Source organism: Streptomyces sp. NPDC020801, assembly GCF_044334385.1.
GTDB lineage: Bacteria > Actinomycetota > Actinomycetes > Streptomycetales > Streptomycetaceae > Streptomyces.
This window is the reverse complement of record NZ_JBIRST010000001.1, coordinates 580,461-595,929: the sequence shown is the minus strand read 5'-3', so window position 1 is coordinate 595,929 and position 15,469 is coordinate 580,461. Positions and strand designations below refer to the sequence as shown.

Annotated in this window: 11 protein-coding genes and 1 pseudogene; 9 read left to right on the top strand and 3 right to left on the bottom strand. The window is 71.6% G+C overall.

Going from position 1 to position 15,469, the window contains the following annotated elements:
• Nucleotides 1–57: 57 nt before the first annotated feature.
• Nucleotides 58–1,731 carry a fumarate hydratase gene (locus ACH4UM_RS02845; RefSeq protein WP_398172798.1) on the top strand — a complete coding sequence of 558 codons (1,674 nt, stop codon included), beginning with the start codon at nt 58–60 and terminating at the stop codon, nt 1,729–1,731.
• A gap of 188 nt (nt 1,732–1,919) precedes the next feature.
• Here ACH4UM_RS02845 and ACH4UM_RS02840 read toward each other — a convergent pair.
• Nucleotides 1,920–2,144: pseudogene (locus tag ACH4UM_RS02840) on the bottom strand (Scr1 family TA system antitoxin-like transcriptional regulator); the annotation flags it as partial.
• A 26-nt stretch (nt 2,145–2,170) separates the two neighbouring features.
• Complete coding sequence (locus tag ACH4UM_RS02835) at nt 2,171–2,335, bottom strand: hypothetical protein (protein WP_398172796.1); 165 nt, start codon at nt 2,333–2,335, stop codon at nt 2,171–2,173.
• A 172-nt stretch (nt 2,336–2,507) separates the two neighbouring features.
• Between ACH4UM_RS02835 and ACH4UM_RS02830 the strand changes: the two genes are divergently transcribed.
• The 3 genes from ACH4UM_RS02830 (at nt 2,508) to ACH4UM_RS02820 (ending at nt 7,718) form a co-directional block, all read left to right on the top strand.
• A complete protein-coding gene (locus tag ACH4UM_RS02830; RefSeq protein ID WP_398172794.1) occupies nt 2,508–3,896 on the top strand; it encodes a class II fumarate hydratase in 1,389 nt (462 codons plus the stop codon).
• Between the two features lie 71 nt (nt 3,897–3,967).
• Nucleotides 3,968–4,660 carry a DUF402 domain-containing protein gene (locus tag ACH4UM_RS02825; protein ID WP_398172792.1) on the top strand — a complete coding sequence of 231 codons (693 nt, stop codon included), beginning with the start codon at nt 3,968–3,970 and terminating at the stop codon, nt 4,658–4,660.
• 295 nt (nt 4,661–4,955) lie between these two features.
• Nucleotides 4,956–7,718, top strand: a complete 2,763-nt coding sequence (locus ACH4UM_RS02820; RefSeq protein WP_398172790.1) for a SpoIIE family protein phosphatase — start codon at nt 4,956–4,958, stop codon at nt 7,716–7,718.
• A gap of 151 nt (nt 7,719–7,869) precedes the next feature.
• On the opposite strand, the gene ACH4UM_RS02815 is transcribed toward ACH4UM_RS02820, so the two are convergent.
• Nucleotides 7,870–10,263, bottom strand: a complete 2,394-nt coding sequence (locus ACH4UM_RS02815; RefSeq protein ID WP_398172788.1) for a transglycosylase domain-containing protein — start codon at nt 10,261–10,263, stop codon at nt 7,870–7,872.
• A gap of 255 nt (nt 10,264–10,518) precedes the next feature.
• On the opposite strand from ACH4UM_RS02815, the gene ACH4UM_RS02810 reads away from it, so the two are divergent.
• The 5 genes from ACH4UM_RS02810 (at nt 10,519) to ACH4UM_RS02790 (ending at nt 15,456) form a co-directional block, all read left to right on the top strand.
• Entirely contained in the window at nt 10,519–11,481 is a 963-nt protein-coding gene (locus ACH4UM_RS02810) for an SPFH domain-containing protein (RefSeq protein WP_398172786.1), read from the top strand.
• Nucleotides 11,478–11,735 carry a hypothetical protein gene (locus ACH4UM_RS02805; protein ID WP_398172784.1) on the top strand — a complete coding sequence of 86 codons (258 nt, stop codon included), beginning with the start codon at nt 11,478–11,480 and terminating at the stop codon, nt 11,733–11,735. The genes ACH4UM_RS02810 and ACH4UM_RS02805 overlap by 4 nt, the downstream gene beginning before the upstream one ends.
• A 132-nt stretch (nt 11,736–11,867) precedes the next feature.
• Nucleotides 11,868–12,392, top strand: coding sequence for a PadR family transcriptional regulator (locus tag ACH4UM_RS02800; RefSeq protein ID WP_398172782.1), 525 nt, complete (start codon nt 11,868–11,870; stop codon nt 12,390–12,392).
• Nucleotides 12,389–13,078, top strand: a complete 690-nt coding sequence (locus ACH4UM_RS02795) for an ABC transporter ATP-binding protein (protein WP_398172780.1) — start codon at nt 12,389–12,391, stop codon at nt 13,076–13,078. The genes ACH4UM_RS02800 and ACH4UM_RS02795 overlap by 4 nt, the downstream gene beginning before the upstream one ends.
• Nucleotides 13,079–13,146: 68 nt before the next feature.
• Nucleotides 13,147–15,456, top strand: coding sequence for an ABC transporter permease (locus ACH4UM_RS02790; protein ID WP_398172778.1), 2,310 nt, complete (start codon nt 13,147–13,149; stop codon nt 15,454–15,456).
• Nucleotides 15,457–15,469 lie beyond the last annotated feature (13 nt).

Below are 15,469 nucleotides of genomic sequence, written 5' to 3'. Positions count from 1 at the left end.
TGGTGAGCGCCCGCCAGCGTCGGCGGGTGCCGTCTGCCGAGTGAGGAATGGGCTGAGATGCCTGAGTTCGCGTACACCGATCTGCTGCCCCAGGGTGAGGACACCACCCCGTACCGGCTGGTGACGTCGGAGGGCGTCTCCACCGTCGAGGGGCCCGACGGGCGTACGTTCCTCAAGGTCGAGCCGGAGGCGCTGCGCAAGCTGGCCGAGGAGGCCGTCCACGACATCCAGCACTACCTGCGCCCGGCCCACCTCGCCCAGCTGCGCCGCATCATCGACGACCCGGAGGCGAGCGCGAACGACAAGTTCGTCGCGCTGGACCTGCTGAAGAACGCGAACATCGCGGCGGCGGGCGTGCTGCCGATGTGCCAGGACACCGGCACCGCGATCGTCATGGGCAAGCGCGGCCAGAACGTGCTCACGGAGGGCGAGGACGAGAAGGCCCTCTCGCGCGGCGTCTACGACGCCTACACCAGGCTGAACCTGCGCTACTCGCAGATGGCTCCGCTCACCATGTGGGAGGAGAGGAACACCGGCTCCAACCTCCCGGCCCAGATCGAGCTGTACGCCACCGACGGCGGCGCGTACAAGTTCCTGTTCATGGCCAAGGGCGGCGGCTCGGCCAACAAGTCCTTCCTCTACCAGGAGACCAAGGCCGTCCTGAACGAGGCCTCCATGATGAAGTTCCTGGAGGAGAAGATCCGTTCGCTGGGCACGGCCGCCTGCCCGCCCTACCACCTGGCGATCGTGGTCGGCGGCACCAGCGCCGAGTACGCCCTGAAGACGGCGAAGTACGCCTCCGCGCACTACCTGGACAACCTGCCGGCCGAGGGCTCGCCGCTCGGCCACGGCTTCCGGGACAAGGAGCTGGAGGAGAAGGTCTTCGAGCTGACGCAGAAGATCGGCATCGGCGCGCAGTTCGGCGGCAAGTACTTCTGCCACGACGTGCGCGTGGTGCGCCTGCCGCGGCACGGCGCGTCCTGCCCGGTCGCGATCGCCGTCTCCTGCTCGGCCGACCGCCAGGCGGTCGCCAAGATCACCGCCGAGGGCGTCTTCCTGGAGCAGCTGGAGACGGACCCGGCGCGCTTCCTGCCGGAGACCACGGACGAGCATCTGGAGTCGGAGGGCGACGTCGTCAGGATCGACCTCAACCAGCCGATGGAGTCGATCCTCGCCGAGCTGACCAAGTACCCGGTGAAGACCCGGCTGTCCCTCACGGGTCCGCTGGTCGTGGCCCGCGACATCGCCCACGCGAAGATCAAGGAGAGGCTGGACGCGGGCGAGGAGATGCCGCAGTACCTCAAGGACCACCCGGTCTACTACGCCGGCCCGGCCAAGACTCCCGAGGGCTACGCCTCCGGTTCCTTCGGCCCGACCACGGCCGGCCGCATGGACTCCTACGTGGAGCAGTTCCAGGCGGCGGGCGGCTCCAAGGTGATGCTGGCCAAGGGCAACCGCAGCAAGCAGGTCACGGACGCGTGCGACGCGCACGGCGGCTTCTACCTGGGGTCCATCGGCGGTCCGGCGGCCCGTCTCGCGCAGGACTGCATCAAGAAGGTCGAGGTCCTGGAGTACGAGGAGCTCGGCATGGAGGCCGTCTGGAAGATCGAGGTCGAGGACTTCCCGGCGTTCATCGTCGTCGACGACAAGGGCAACGACTTCTTCACTTCGCGGGAGCCTGAGCAGCCGACGTTCACCAGCATCCCGGTGCGGGGCCCCGGCCTGTCCTGAGCCACCCCTAAGAGCCTCCCAGACCCCTCGGCGCCGCCGGGGGGTCTGCTGCTGTCCCGTGGGTGGCGCTATGAGCCCCCGCTCCCGTGGCTTGAAGCGCACCCTTGGCGCCAGCACGGCAGCATCGGGAGGATCCGTGCGTAGAAGTCCGTGCAATCCGCGTAGCCCGGGAGGCTGCTGTGTCGCTACCGCAAGACGGCTTCCTCGGCGAGGATGGCGAACCGATGATCCCCTTCGCGGAGAACCCGTGCCCGATCCATGCGGGCGGCCACAGTCTCCGTGACGTCATTGGGCGTCTGCCGGAAGTCGGTGATCTCAGTCAGCAGCGCGGTTGCGTACGCGGGGGTCTGGAGCAGGCCAGGCACCACGTTGGAGCAGTAGATCCGGAAGGTTCGGGTGCGCTCGAAGAGAGGATGTGGCCACTGGAGACATTCTCGATCTACGACAGCGCACAAGCCCAGGTGGAGCTGCTGACAGCGGCTTCCCGGCCGGCCCCGCAGCCGACGTTCACGTCGATCCCGGTGCGGGGGCCGGGGAAGGCGTAGTAGCCCTCCGGATGCGGCGGGGCCAGGTTCTCACCCCGCCGCTCCCGCCCACCGGGCACTCCCTGGCCTCCCTGGCACGCCCGGGCCTCCCTGGCACGCCCTGGCCTCGCTGGGCACTCCCGGGCATCGCTGGGCACCCGGGCACCCCTGGGCGCCGCCAACCGTGGCCGGTAGCACCCCCGTTCGGCGCAACCCCGGAACATCCGCGCCCGCTCCCGCGCTGTACCCGGTATGAGCGACGAATTCCGCATCGAGCACGACTCCATGGGCGAAGTCCAGGTCCCCGTCCACGCCAAGTGGCGCGCCCAGACGCAGCGGGCCGTGGAGAACTTCCCCGTCTCCGGGCAGCGGATCGAGCGGGCGCACATCGAGGCGCTCGCGCGGATCAAGGGCGCCGCCGCCAAGGTCAACGCGGAGCTCGGCGTGCTCGACAAGGACGTCGCCCGGGCGATCCAGGAGGCGGCGGCGGAGGTCGCCGGGGGGCAGTGGGACGAGCACTTCCCCGTGGACGTGTTCCAGACCGGGTCCGGGACCTCGTCCAACATGAACACCAACGAGGTCGTCGCCACCCTGGCGAGCGAGCGGCTCGGCCGGGACGTGCACCCCAACGACCACGTCAACGCCTCCCAGTCGTCCAACGACGTCTTCCCCTCCTCCATCCACATCGCCGCCACCGCCGCCGTCACCCGGGACCTGATCCCCGCCCTGGACCATCTCGCCGACGCCCTCGCCCGCAAGGCCGAGGAGTTCGCCGACGTCGTGAAGTCGGGGCGGACGCATCTCATGGACGCCACGCCCGTCACCCTGGGCCAGGAGTTCGGCGGGTACGCCGCGCAGGTGCGCTACGGCGTGGAGCGGCTGCGCGCCTCGCTGCCCCGGCTGGCCGAGCTGCCACTGGGCGGGACGGCGGTCGGCACCGGCATCAACACCCCGCCCGGGTTCTCCGCGGCCGTGATCGAGGAGGTCGCCCGCGTCACCGGGCTGCCGCTCACCGAGGCCCGCGACCACTTCGAGGCGCAGGGCGCCAGGGACGGGATCGTCGAGACCAGTGGGCAGCTGCGGACCATCGCCGTGGGGCTGACGAAGATCGCCAACGATCTGCGGTGGATGTCCTCGGGGCCCCGGACCGGGCTCGCCGAGATCGCCCTGCCCGACCTCCAGCCGGGGTCGTCCATCATGCCGGGGAAGGTCAACCCCGTCATCCCCGAGGCCGTGCTCATGGTGTGCGCCCAGGTCGTCGGCAACGACGCCACCGTCGCGACCGCCGGCGCCTCCGGGAACTTCGAGCTCAACGTCATGCTGCCGGTCATCGCCAAGAACGTCCTGGAGTCGGTCCGGCTGCTCGCGAACGTCTGCCGGCTGCTCGCCGACCGGACCGTCGACGGGATCGTCGCCCACCGGGAGCGGGCACGCGAGTACGCCGAGTCCTCGCCGTCCGTGGTCACGCCGCTGAACAAGTACATCGGCTACGAGGCGGCCGCCAAGGTGGCCAAGAAGGCGCTCGCCGAGCAGAAGACCATCCGTCAGGTCGTGCTCGAGAGCGGGTACGTCGAGCGCGGCGACCTGACCGCCGAGCAGCTCGACGAGGCGCTGGACGTCCTGCGGATGACGCGCCCGTGACCGGTCCGCCCCGGGCGTGAACCGTGACGCTCGCCGCAGCGTCGTATGCCCGGGGCACCTAATATCTGTGCATGGCAGACGACGGAGCGGTGAGACGCGTGACGCCGGGCGGTGCGGCAACCCACTGGACCCCCGGAAGCCAGATCCTGTGGCGCTACCGGGAGAACGGCGGCGCGCGCTTCCACATCGCGCGGCCGGTCACCGTCGTGCGGGACGACCCGGAGCTGCTGGCCGTCTGGATGGCACCCGGGACCGAGTGCGTGAAGCCCGTCCTCGCCGACGGCACGCCCGTGCACCTGGAACCGCTGGCCTCGCGCTACACCAAGCCGCGTACGGTGCAGCGCGACCGCTGGTTCGGCACGGGAGTGCTGAAACTGGCCCGGCCCGGTGAGCCGTGGTCGGTGTGGCTGTTCTGGGAGCCGGGCTGGCGGTTCAAGAACTGGTACGTCAATCTTGAACAACCGCTGGCGCGTTGGGCGGGCGGGGTCGACTCCGAGGATCACTTTCTGGACATCTCCGTGCACCCGGACCGCAGTTGGCACTGGCGGGACGAGGACGAGTTCGCGCAGGCCCAGCGGGACGGCCTGGTGGACGCCGGGCTGGCCAGGCGGGTCGAAGAGGCCGGCCGGGACGCGGTGGAGGCGATCCGCGCCTGGCGGCCGCCGTTCTCCGAGGGCTGGCAGCACTGGCGCCCGGACCCCGCCTGGACGGTACCGTCACTGCCGGAGGACTGGGACCGTACGCCCGCGCACGTGTCCTCATGAGACCCTTGATGCGCCCCCGGGCAATAAACGTAGGATCGTCCTCCGCAAGGGCGCACAGATGCAACTCCGTGACGGTCTGCGGAGTCTGACCCGACGTCACCGAGGGGCGGCAGGACGTGAGCGAGGGGTACCAGGGCAATACCCGTGCGGGCCGCAGACGGTCCGCCGGTGGCACAGGAACAGCCTCTGACCACGCCGTAAATCCGTTCCTGGGACATGTATTCCGGGTATCGGGTCTTCGGCGGGACGTACTGTGCGCACGGCGCGCAGCCCCGGACGGATGGATTCGACACGCGTGACGGAGCAGCCGACCTCCTTCGAACGCCCCCAGGCGGGCCCCGACCCCGCGGACGCCCGTGGGGCCCTCTTGCGTACCCCCGAGCCGCCGCAGGCCACGGGCGCCCCGGCGTTACCGCTGCAGTCGCGCCAGGGCGACGTACCGCCTTGCCCGCCCGCGTCGTCGCGGCCCGCGGGCGGCCGCGGGACCGACAAGGCCCAGAAGACCCAGAAGAGTCAGAAGAGTCAGAAGACCCGAAAGGCCGAGAAGACGGAGAAGCCGAGGAAGGCGGGGACGGCGGGGACGGCGGGGACGGCGGGGAACGACGTACCGGCCGCTCCGGTGGGCTCCGAGGGCCACGAGGCCGGGAGTACCCAAGCGGCGCCGGCCGGCGCGGCCCGGGGCTCCGGCGCACCCGTTCCCGGAGGCCGCGGCTCCGGTCCGTCGGCCGGCGGCCACGCGGCCGCCTCGCCGGCTCCGCGCGGCTCCGGTGCTCCCGTCGGCTCGGCGTCCGAGCACTCCCAGCCCGCGTCCGCCGAGCCCGAGCCGGACCCGCACCGCCCGCGCCCCGTGCCGGACGGCATCCCGGCCCAGCCGGACGCGGCGGCCAGAACCTCCGGCGCCAGAACCTCCGCCGCCCGGACCTCCGGGGCCGCGACCCCCGACACCACGACCTCCGGGGCGGGCAACGCCCAGGCACGGGCCGACGAGGGCACGACGGCCGGAGGACGGGCCACCGGAGACCGGGCCGCCGCCGGCCGGATCCCCGACGGCGGGAGCGCCGGCGATGGGCTCCCGGACGGCGCCGAGGCCGCCCGCGCGGGTGCCGAGGCGCCCCGGGCGGGGAGCGGGCCCGGCGGGCAGAAGCGCCGGGCCGGACAGGAGCCGCCGCCCGACGGCCGGGAGCGGCGCGCGGGGCGGGGCCCGCAGTCCGACAGCCGCGAACCCGACAACCGCCGGCCCGACAACCGCCAGCCCGACAACCGCGAGCACCGGACCGGCAAAGGTCTGCCGCCCACCGGCCAGGAGCGCCGTACCGGGCAGGGGCTGCCGCCCGGGCGGCCGCTGCCCATGCGGCGGGACGGGGACCGGCTGCGGTTCGTGGGGGCGGCCACGCGGCGCATCGCGCGCGGGATGGACCTCGACGAGATCGTGATGGGGCTGTGCCGGGCCACCGTGCCCACCTTCTCCGACGCCATCCTCGTCTATCTGCGCGAACCGCTGCCGGTGGGCGACGAGCGGCCGGTCGGCCCGCTCGTGCTGCGGCTGCGCCGTACCGACCGGATACCGACGGAGCGCGACACCGAGGGCGTGTACGTGCCCCCGGCGGTCCCGGAGCAGCCGGCCGAGCTGTCGGTGGTCACCAACGAGCTGTGCGAGGTACGGCCCGGCAGCGCGCTCGGTGAGGTGCTGCGCGGGGTGAGGCCGGTGTTCACGGACACCCCGCCCGCCCGCGCAGCCCTGGAGGAACTGCTGGGCGAGGACTCGGAGTTGGCCGTACCCGACGGGCAGCGCACCATCCTCGCCCCGCTGCGCGGCCGGCGCCGCGTGATCGGCGCCGCGCTCTTCCTGCGCCGCCCCGAGCGCCTGGCGTTCGAGCCCGACGACCTGCTGGTCGCCGCCCAGCTCGCCACGCACAGCGCGCTCGGCATCGACAAGGCGGTGCTGTACGGGCGCGAGGCTTACATCGCCGACGAGTTGCAGCGCACCATGCTGCCGGAGACGCTGCCCCGCCCGACGGGCGTCCGCCTGGCGTCCCGCTATCTGCCCGCAGCCGAGACCGCGCGCGTCGGCGGCGACTGGTACGACGCGATTCCGTTGCCCGGCAGCCGGGTCGCCCTCGTCGTCGGCGACGTCATGGGGCACTCCATGACCTCCGCCGCGATCATGGGCCAGTTGCGTACGACCGCGCAGACGCTGGCCGGACTCGACCTGCCCCCGCAGGAGGTGCTGCACCACCTCGACGAGCAGGCGCAGCGCCTGGGCACCGACCGCATGGCGACCTGCCTGTACGCCGTCTACGACCCCGTCGCGCACCGCATCACCATCGCCAACGCAGGCCATCCGCCGCCCGTCCTGCTGCACCTGGGCGGCGAGGCCGAGGTGCTGCGGGTGCCGCCGGGCGCCCCGATCGGCGTGGGCGGCGTCGACTTCGAGGCCGTGGAACTGGACGCGCCGGCCGGCGCGACCCTGCTGCTGTACACCGACGGTCTGGTGGAGTCGCGCCTGCGGGACGTGTGGACCGGAATAGAGCAGCTGCGCGAGAAGCTGTCGGCGACCGCCCAGCTCACCGGACCCGACCATCCGCCGCCGCTGGAAGCCCTGTGCGACGAGGTGCTCGACATGCTCGGCCCGGGCGACCGGGACGACGACATCGCGCTGCTCGCCGCCCGCTTCGACGGGATCGCGCCGAGCGACGTGGCGTACTGGTTCCTGGAGCCGGAGGACTCCGCTCCCGGCCGGGCCCGCCGGCTGGCCCGCCGGGCGCTGGCCCGCTGGGGTCTGGAGGAGCTGACCGACTCCGTGGAGCTCCTGGTGAGCGAGGTCGTCACCAACGCCGTGCGCTACGCCTCCCGCCCGGTCACCCTCCGCCTGCTGCGCACCGACGTGCTGCGGTGCGAGGTCGGCGACGACGTGCCCCAGCTGCCGCGCCTCAGGCAGGCGCGCGCCACGGACGAGGGCGGCCGCGGGCTGTACCTGGTCAATCGGCTGGCCCGGCGGTGGGGCGCGACCCGGCTGAGCACCGGCAAGGTGGTCTGGTTCGAGCTGAACCGGGGCTGAGGCCGAGGCGGACGGGACATGGCGAAGGGGCGCCCGGTCGGACCGGGCGCCCCTTCGCCGTATGCAGCGCGCCGTATGCAGCGCGCCGTATGCAGCGCGCCGTATGCAGCGCGCCGTATGCAGCGCGCCGTATGCAGCGCGCCGTGCGCGGCTACTGGGCCGGCTGTCTGCCGTTCAGCTGTTGCTGGTCGTTCGGGTTGAGTGGGTTGTCGGTGACCGGGCCGCCCGACGGTGTCTGGCTCGGCGACTGCGAGGGCGACTGGCTGGGCGACTTGGACGGGGACTGGCTGGGCGACTTGGACGGCGACTGCGACGGCGACTTGGAGGGCGACGGCGCGTGGCTGGACGGCGACTGCGAGGGCGAGTGGGACGGCGAGGGCGACAACGAGGGCGTCTGCGGGGGCTGGACCGCCGCGCCCTGCGTGGTGTCCAGTTCGAACTCGGCCCTGTCGGTCACGCCGAAGGTGTACGCCGCCCAGATCTGGGCCGGGTAACCGCCGCCGTTGATGCGCCCCGGGCCCGGGATGAGACCCGTGGCACCCGTCAGGCTCACGTGCCGGTACGGCGGCTTGGCCTGCTCACCGAAGAGGCCGACCGAGGTGACCAGGTCGGGGGTGTAGCCGGTGAACCAGGCGGACCTGTCCTCGTCGGACGTACCGGTCTTGCCGGCGACCTCCTGGCCGTTGCGGACCGGGTTGTCGGCGACCGAGGTCTTCGCGGTGCCGTCGTCGACCACGCCGGTCAGCACCGAGGTGACGGTGTCGGCGGCCTGGTGGCTGATCACCTCGTCGCCGACGGCGTCCGGCATGGCGACCGAGCGGTTCGTCTGCTCGGCCTTGGCCACGATGCTCGGGGTGACCTTCTTGCCGTGGTTGTCGAGGGTGGCGTAGATCCCGGCCATCTCCAGCGGGCTGGCGCCCATGGAGCCCAGGGTCTGGGCGGGCACGGCCTGCATGCCCTCGGTGTCCATGCCGAGCTTGCCGGCGGTGCTCATCACCTTTTCCATACCGACGTCGACGCCCATCTGCGCGAAGACGGAGTTGACGGACAGGTTCATCGCCTTCTGCACGGTGATGTTCCCGTAGCTCTGGTCGTCCTCGTTGGGCGGGCCGAAGCCGACCTTGGTGCCGTTGTCCAGGACCTGGCGGCCGCTGGTGCCGTCGTAGACCGTGTTGGCGTTGATCGGCAGGCCGTCCTGCGTCTTGGCGCCCTCCTCCAGGGCGGCGGCGAGGATGACCGGCTTGAAGGTGGAGGCCGGCTGGAAGTCCCGCCGGGTGGCGTTGCTGGTGTAGTGCTTGAAGTAGTCCTGGCCGCCGTAGAGGGCGACGATCTTCCCGTTCTTCGGGTCGACGGAGACCGCGCCGGCCTGGACGTCGCCGTCCACCTTGCGCTTCTTCGGGTCCAGCTTGCTGGTCAGCTGTGCCTTGACCGCCTTCTCCAGGGCGGCCTGCTTCTTCTTGTCGACGTTCAGGGTGATGGTCCAGCCCCGGCCCACGACCTCGGCCTCCGCCTGGGACTGCGGGATGCCCTCGTCCTTCATCAGCTTCTGCTCGAGCTGCTTGTTGGCGAGGTCGATCAGGTAGCCCTTCTGGCCCTCCAGGCCGGGGGTGCCCCTGGGGTCCCTGGGGACGGGGAACTTCGTGGCCTGGCGCGTGGCGGCGTCGAGCCAGTTCTGCTTGACCATGTTGTCCAGTACGTAGTTCCAGCGGGCCTGGACCAGCTTCTTGCCGGTCGGGGTCGCCACCGCCCAGTCGTACTGGCTCGGCGCCTGGAGCAGGGCGGCCAGGTACGCGCCCTGCGCGACCGTGAGCTTCTGCGCGTCGACCCGGTAGTAGGCCTGCGCGGCGGCCTGGATGCCGTAGGCGCCGCGGCCGTAGTAGCTGGTGTTGATGTAGCCCGCGAGGATCTGGTCCTTGGTGTACTTCTGGTCCACCTTCAACGAGATGACCAGTTCCTTCAGCTTGCGCGTGACGGTCTGGTTCTGGTCGAGGTAGTAGTTCTTGACGTACTGCTGGGTGATGGTCGAGCCGCCCTGGGTGCCCTTGCCGGTCAGGGTGTTGAGCAGACCGCGGGCCGTGCCCCTCAGGTCGACGCCGGAGTCGTGGTAGAAGGTCTTGTTCTCGGCCGCGACGAAGCAGTGCTGGACGTCCTTGGGCACCTTGTCCAGGGACACGCTCTCGCGGTTGACCTTGCCGTCGCGGGCCAGGACGGAGCCGTCGCTGTACTTGTAGACGTTGCTCTCGCGCTGTGCGACCGCGTTGCCCTTGGGGATGTCCACCATCAGGTACAGCACGATGAACGCGCCTATGCCGAGCAGGCACACGCCGAAGAACGTGCCGAGGATCTTCTTCCAGGTGAACAGGCGGCGTATACCGCTCTTGCGGGCCTTGGCCGGTCTGGCCGCCCGCCGGGCAGCCGCCCGGCCGCCCGGCCCACCATCCGGCGCGCCACCCGCCACGCCGACAGCCGGCGTCCCGGACGAGCGCCTGGGCGCCGCGCGGCGGCCACCGCGCTGTCGCGCTCGTCTCTCTTCCGCTCGTCCCATGCGTCCGTCCGCTCCGCTTCCGTCTCGGCTGTCACTCAGGTCCGTGGCTCGGGTCAGCTCAGAAAGCTAACACCGCTCTCTGTGACAAAGGGCCCTCGATCCGCACTTTGCGGACGTGACAATCGGCACCCGCCCCAATGAACCGACGTACAAGAAGGGCCCAGGGTTGCCAGGACGCGATAAAGTGCTATCACTTAGCTAGACAGAAGCTATTGGCTGCGCGTGGCAGACGCGCAGCGGAAACGGGGGACCCCCATGTCCACGCACGACTCGACCGCACAGGACGCCGCACCCACTGCCGAGCCCGCCGTCGACATACCCGAGATGCCCGCGCCGCGGGTGCGGGAGTTCCCGGCGCACAGCATCAAGGGCGGCGTCGCACTGCTGCTCGGCCTGCTCGGGCTGCTGGTGGCGGTGGCGCTGGTCGCGGGCGGCGCGACGGTCGCCGTCGCCGGCGCCAAGGCCGCACTGATCGCCGCCGGCCTGCTGGTTGGCATCGCCGCACTGTTCGCGATGGGCGGGCTGAACATGGTGGCGCCGGGCGAGGCCCGGGTCGTCCAGCTCTTCGGCCGCTACCGGGGCACGATCCGCGAGGACGGGCTGCGCTGGGTGAACCCGTTCACCTCCCGCGAGAAGATCTCCACCCGGGTGCGCAACCACGAGACCGCGGTCCTGAAGGTCAACGACGCCTACGGCAACCCGATCGAGCTGGCCGCGGTCGTGGTGTGGAAGGTGCAGGACACCGCGCAGGCGTCCTTCGAGGTGGACAACTACCTGGAGTTCGTCGCCACCCAGACCGAGGCGGCCGTGCGGCACATCGCCATCGAGTACCCCTACGACGCCCACGAGGAGGACGGGCTGTCGCTGCGCGGCAACGCCGAGGAGATCACCGAGAAGCTCGCCGCCGAGCTGCACGCGCGTGTGGAGGCGGCCGGGGTGCGGATCATCGAGTCGCGGTTCACTCACCTCGCGTACGCTCCCGAGATCGCCTCCGCGATGCTCCAGCGGCAGCAGGCCGGCGCGGTCGTCGCGGCCCGGCGGGAGATAGTGGACGGCGCGGTGGGCATGGTCGAGGCGGCGCTCGCCCGGATCGCCGAGCGGGACATCGTGGAGCTGGACGAGGAGCGCAAGGCGGCGATGGTGTCGAATCTGATGGTGGTGCTGTGCGGGGACCGGGCGCCGCAGCCCGTACTCAACACCGGAACGCTCTACCAGTGACGGCTTCCGCAGAGGGCCCCGAGGAGGCAGCCCCCCGGCGCCGGCCGCAGCAGCGCAAGCAGGTGCTGCTGCGGCTGGACCCGTCGGTGTACGACGCGCTCGCGCGCTGGGCGTCGGACGAGCTGCGCTCGGCCAACGCCCAGATCGAGTTCCTGCTGCGCCGCGCGCTCGCGGAGGCGGGCCGGCTGCCCGGCGAGGCCGGTCCGCTGCCGCGCCGGGGCCGGCCGCCGGGGAATCCGCCCAGGCCGCACTAGCCCGGCCCCGGGGCGCCACCTCTGTGACAGAACCGTGACAATCACCGCCCACCTGCACGGCCGTACACCCCGCCATGATCTAGACACTCGGCGTATACATAGGGCGTATACACCATGTGTAGAGTGCTTGACATGTCCATCGGTCACACCCTCCTAGGGCTCCTGGAGTCCGGGCCCCGCCACGGCTACGACCTGAAGCGGGCCTTCGACGAGAAGTTCGGTCACGACCGGCCGCTGCACTACGGCCAGGTCTACTCGACGATGTCGCGGCTGCTGAAGAACGGGCTCGTCGAGGTCGACGGGATCGAGACGGGCGGCGGCCCGGAGCGGAAGCGGTACGCGATCACGGAGTCCGGCATCACCGACGTGGAGCGGTGGCTGGCCACGCCGGAGAAGCCCGAGCCGTATCTGCAGTCGACCCTCTACACCAAGGTCGTCCTCGCGCTGCTGACCCACCGCGACGCCGGCGACATCCTCGACACCCAGCGCGCCGAACACCTGCGCAGCATGCGGATCCTGACCGACCGCAAGCGCAGGGGCGACCTCGCGGACCAGCTGATCTGCGACCACGCACTCTTCCATCTCGAGGCCGACCTGCGCTGGCTGGAGCTCACCGCCGCGCGCCTCGACAAGCTCCGTGAGGCGGTGACCCGATGACTCCTCCCCCCGGCTCCCTGCTGGCCGCCGAGGACCTGCGCAAGGCCTACGGCCCGACCACCGCGCTGGACGGTGCCGAGTTCTCCATCCACCCCGGCGAGATCGTCGCCGTGATGGGCCCCTCCGGCTCCGGAAAGTCCACGCTGCTGCACTGCCTCGCCGGCATCGTCACCCCCGACTCGGGGTCGATCAACTACGCCGGGCGCGAGCTGTCGACGATGACGGACGCCCAGCGCAGCGCCCTCAGGCGCTCGGAGTTCGGCTTCGTCTTCCAGTTCGGCCAGCTGGTGCCCGAACTCACCTGCGTGGAGAACGTGGCCCTGCCGCTGCGGCTGAACGGCACCTCCCGCAAGGAGGCCGAGCGGGCCGCGCTGGGGTGGATGGAGCGGCTCGAGGTCGACGACCTGCGCAAGAAGCGGCCGGGCGAGGTGTCCGGCGGTCAGGGGCAGCGGGTCGCGGTCGCGCGGGCGCTGGTCACCGGCCCGCGTGTGCTGTTCGCCGACGAGCCGACCGGCGCGCTCGACTCCCTCAACGGCGAGCGCGTGATGGAGCTGCTCACGGAGGCCGCCCGGTCCGCCAACGCCGCCGTCGTGCTGGTCACGCACGAGGCGCGGGTGGCCGCCTACTCCGACCGCGAGATCGTCGTACGGGACGGCAAGTCCCGGGACATGGAGCGGATCGTATGAACGGGCGATGGGGGCACCTCCCTGCTCGAGCGGAGCCGAGGCCTTGGCGGTGGGCCAGAGATCTGGGCATGGGGGCCAAGTTCGCGCTCACCGGCGGGCGCGAGGGCTGGATCCGGGTGCTGCTGACGGCGGTCGGCGTCGGGCTGGGCGTGGCGCTGCTGCTGCTGACGACCGCGATACCGAACGCGCTCGCGGTACGGCACCACCGGGACGCGGCGCGCCTGGACTACACCTACGACCAGAAGCCCCGGGCGAAGGCCGACGACACCCTGGTGATCGCGGACATCGACTCCACGTTCCGCGACAAGGACGTCCGCGGCCGGCTGGTGGAGCCCGAGGGGCCGCGGGCCCCGCTGGCGCCCGGTCTGGCGAAGTACCCGGCGCCGGGCGACATGGTCGTCTCCCCCGCGCTGAAGGAGCTGCTCGACTCGGGCTCCGGAAAGCTGCTGCGCGAGCGGCTGCCCTACCGTGTGGCCGGCACGATCGGCGAGAGCGGGCTCGTCGGCTCGCGCGAACTCGCCTACTACGCGGGCGCCAAGAACCTGGCGCCACGCATCAACGGCTGGCAGGTCGCCCGGATCAGCTCCTTCGGCAGTGGGCAGACGTCGTCCGAGAAGAACGACCCGGTGCTGATCCTGCTGGTGCTGGTGGTCTTCGTGGTGCTGCTCATGCCGGTCGCCGTGTTCATCGCCGCCGCCGTGCGCTTCGGCGGTGAACGGCGCGACCGCAGGCTCGCCGCGCTCCGGCTGGTCGGCTCCGACAGCCGGATGACCCGCCGGATCGCGGCCGGTGAGGCGCTCGCGGGCGCACTGCTCGGGCTGGTCTTCGGCACGGTCTTCTTCCTGATCGGCCGCGAGGTCGCGGGCTCCGTGGAGATCCTCGGCATCAGCGTGTTCCCCAGCTACCTCAACCCCTCGCCCGCGCTCGCCGTGCTGGTCGCGGTCGCGGTCCCCGCGGCGGCGGTGCTGGTCACGCTGTTCACGTTGCGCGGCGTGGTCATCGAGCCGCTGGGCGTGGTCCGTGCGGCCAAGCCCGCGCGGCGCAGGCTGTGGTGGCGGCTGCTGCTGCCACTGGCCGGCCTGGCGATGCTCTACCCGATGATCGGCCAGGGCCGTACCGGCGGGAACTTCAACCAGTACCTGGTCATCGGCGGTGTGATGCTGCTGCTCGTCGGGGTGACCGCGCTGCTGCCGTGGATCGTGGAGACGGTCGTCGCCCGGCTCGGCCCGGGCGGGGTGGCCTGGCAACTGGCAGTACGGCGGCTGCAGTTGAGCAGCGGCACGGCGGCCCGCATGGTGAACGGCATCGCGGTGGCGGTGGCCGGCGCGATCGCCCTGCAGATGCTGTTCGCCGGGGTCCAGGGCGACTACACCAAGTACTCCCGCAACGACCTCTCCCGGGCCCAGATGGAGGTCACCGTGCCGCGCGGGGTGGCGCTCGCCCCGGCCGCGCAGGAGTTCACCGCCACCAAGGGCGTACGGAAGGTCACCGCGCTGTCCCAGGCCGAGCTCGGCGACGGGACCTGGAGCAGCAACCAGGGGCCCAACGCCGCCGAGCAGGTGACGATCGGCGACTGCGCGGCCCTGCGCCAGGTGGCGGCCCTGTCCTCCTGTCACAACGGGGACGTCTTCGCGGTCAGCGGTGCCGACAGCGACACCGGCACCGCGAAGCTGGCCAGGCCCGGCCGCAGGCTCTACTTCAACACCACCTACGGCACCAGCCAGGGCGTGGAGGTCAGGTGGACCGTCCCGGCCACCCTGAAGACCGCCCGCTCGGTGAAGGACCCGACCGGCGTCAGGCGCGGCGGCTTCCTGATGACGCCGGCCGCGGTGCCCGCGAAGGCCGCCCCGGCGGTCGCCGGCACGGTCTACCTGTCGCTGGACGAGTCGGTGCCGGACGTGCACGAGTACGTGCGCAACACGGCGGCGGCGGTCGACGCGATGACGGACGCCTCGGTGTGGGCGTCCAGCGAGCAGTCGAAGAAGTTCACCTCCATCCGCACCGGCCTGTTCGTCGGCGCGACCTGCGTGCTGGCGCTGATCGGCGCGAGTCTGCTGGTGTCGCAGCTGGAGCAGCTGCGCGAGCGCAGGAAGCTGCTGTCATCGCTGGTCGCCTTCGGCACCCGGCGGCGCACGCTGAGCCTGTCGGTGCTGTGGCAGACGGCGATCCCGATCGCGCTGGGCCTGCTGCTCGCCTCGGTCGTGGGGCTGACGCTGGGCGCGGTGCTGCTGAAGATGACGGACACCACCGTGGGCGTGGACTGGGCGAGCGTGCTGACGATGACCGGCATCGGCGCCGCGGTGGTCCTGGCGGTGACGCTGCTGAGCCTGCCGCCGCTGCTGCGGCTGATGCGCCCGGACGGGCTGCGCACCGAGTAGCGCACACCCACGC

Coding starts and splice junctions, on each gene's coding strand:
- ACH4UM_RS02810 (WP_398172786.1), top strand. CDS start 10,519: ATGTCCACGCACGACTCGACCGCACAGGACGCCGCACCCACTGCCGAG.
- ACH4UM_RS02790 (WP_398172778.1), top strand. CDS start 13,147: ATGGGGGCCAAGTTCGCGCTCACCGGCGGGCGCGAGGGCTGGATCCGG.
- ACH4UM_RS02830 (WP_398172794.1), top strand. CDS start 2,508: ATGAGCGACGAATTCCGCATCGAGCACGACTCCATGGGCGAAGTCCAG.
- ACH4UM_RS02845 (WP_398172798.1), top strand. CDS start 58: ATGCCTGAGTTCGCGTACACCGATCTGCTGCCCCAGGGTGAGGACACC.
- ACH4UM_RS02795 (WP_398172780.1), top strand. CDS start 12,389: ATGACTCCTCCCCCCGGCTCCCTGCTGGCCGCCGAGGACCTGCGCAAG.
- ACH4UM_RS02815 (WP_398172788.1), bottom strand. CDS start 10,263: ATGGGACGAGCGGAAGAGAGACGAGCGCGACAGCGCGGTGGCCGCCGC.
- ACH4UM_RS02825 (WP_398172792.1), top strand. CDS start 3,968: ATGGCAGACGACGGAGCGGTGAGACGCGTGACGCCGGGCGGTGCGGCA.
- ACH4UM_RS02800 (WP_398172782.1), top strand. CDS start 11,868: ATGTCCATCGGTCACACCCTCCTAGGGCTCCTGGAGTCCGGGCCCCGC.